Here is a 1,799-nt window from a genome sequence, read left to right on the forward strand (position 1 = left end):
TCGGGCCTGGGCTCGAGACACCCAGGGCCCTGGCCCCCCCTCGGTCGGATGAGGACCGGGCGAGACGGGGCGTCGCCCGACGAGGCTGGGGAGGCGTGAGGTGCGGTTGCTGTGCGGGGCGGGACTCAAAGGGGCAGCCGTGAGGCGGGCGCAGGCGACGAAAGCACCGCAGGGAGCGAGTGAAACGAGCGACCGAGGGCGCAACGAGCGTGCGCCCGCCTCACGGCTGGGGCTTTGGAGGTGTTTACCACCAATCGACCAGCAGCTGTTTATAAGCGAGCGGCTGGGGCTTTGGAGGTTTTCACCGCGGATCCGCCAGCATCCATTTATAAGTGATCGGCTGGGGCTCCGGAAGGATTCGCCACTACGGGCACCGCGACGCCTTATAGAAAGATGACCGGAACAGCAACGGAACCGACTACTCCACGATCAGCTACTTATTACGCGCTCTCGACGGCGTCGAGGACGGCCTCGTAGTCGGGCTCGTTCGTCGGGTCGTCGGCGACCCAGTCGTAGACGACTTCGCCGTCGTCGTCGATCACGAACACCGCCCGGTTGGCGATGCCGTGGAGGCCGAGGTCGGCGATGTCGATCTCCAGCCCGTACGCCCGGATCGCGTCGCCGGCCATGTCGCTCACGAGGTCGAACTCGATGCCGTGCTCCTCGCGGAACGCGCCCTGCGAGAACGGCGAGTCGGCGCTGACCCCGAACAGGGTGGCGCCGGCCGCGTCGAACGCGTCGGCGCGCTCCTGGAACGCGATCATCTCGTTCGTGCACGGCGGCGTGAACGCGCCGGGGAAAAAGGCGAGCACGACCGGCCCGTCGCCGATCTCGTCGTCGAGGTCGAACGGCTCGTGGTCGCTCGTGCCGACCGTCGCGGTGAACGTGGGTGCGGCGTCGCCTGTGGATACCATCGTCGTTCGATACGGCCGAACGAGGCAAAAGACTTGTCGCGACCCCGTTCGGTGCCGGTATCGCTCAGCCCGTCTCGGACCCGGACCCCGCCGTAGCTACCCCCGGTCGAGGTACTCCTGCTGGATCGCGACGACCTCGGCCGAGTCCTCGCAGTCGGCGTACCGCCGGAGCGGCTCGTCGTTGAGTTCGAGGAACGTCTCGCCCCACGTGAACTTCGCGAGGACGCGCTCGGCGTGGTCGCGCTCGCCGAGGATTATCAGCGCCGCGGCGAACGCCTCGACCGTGGTGAGCCGCATCGGCCGCCCGAAGTTCACGGGGTTTCCGGCGACGAGGTACGGGAGCGCGCGGTGTTCGCCCGGGAGCGTGAACTGCTTCTCGCCGGCCGACTCCCACGAGCAGTCGAGCGCGACGAGCGCGTTCTCGCGAGCCATCTCGGCGTCCGCGGGCGAGAGCGCACGTTCCGCGTGGGGGTTGAGGACGACCCCGTACGGGGTGGCGCGGTCCGAGCGGTGGAGCTCGGCGAGGTCGAAGCGCGCGAGCTTCCGGGCCGTACACTTGTCGGGGTCGTCGTCGCCCTCGTACCGGACGTGAAGGTCCACAAGTACTGGATTGGTAGGTTTGTTTAAAAGGCGTGCGGAGCGGACGGGAGCTACGACGTCAGCGCCTTAGTCGCCTCTTTATAACCAGCCGGCGGCAGATCGGCGGCGAACACTTCCAAAGCCCCAGCCGCTCAGTCATAAATCTCTGACTGTGGATCGACGAAGAACTCCTCCAAAGCCCCAGCCGCTCGGTCATAAATCTCTGACAGTGGATCGACGAAGAACTCCTCCAAAGCCCCAGCCGCTCGGTCATAAATCTCTGACAGTGGATCGACGAAGAACTCC

2 protein-coding genes are annotated in these 1,799 nt (G+C 66.4%); both read right to left on the minus strand.

Annotation, left to right across the window (positions count from 1 at the left end):
- Window positions 1–440: 440 nt before the first annotated feature.
- On the minus strand, window positions 441–914 hold the full coding sequence (locus AC4NMM_RS15215; protein ID WP_491924652.1) for a redoxin domain-containing protein: 474 nt from the start codon (window positions 912–914) through the stop codon (window positions 441–443).
- Between the two features lie 96 nt (window positions 915–1,010).
- Window positions 1,011–1,514, minus strand: coding sequence for a DUF367 family protein (locus AC4NMM_RS15220; RefSeq protein WP_491924653.1), 504 nt, complete (start codon window positions 1,512–1,514; stop codon window positions 1,011–1,013).
- Window positions 1,515–1,799 lie beyond the last annotated feature (285 nt).

The organism is Halorubrum sp. SD41 (assembly GCF_058630335.1).

Bases quoted from the DNA above. Each gene is read 5' to 3' on its own strand.
- AC4NMM_RS15215 (WP_491924652.1), bottom strand. From the start codon at position 914: ATGGTATCCACAGGCGACGCCGCACCCACGTTCACCGCGACGGTCGGC.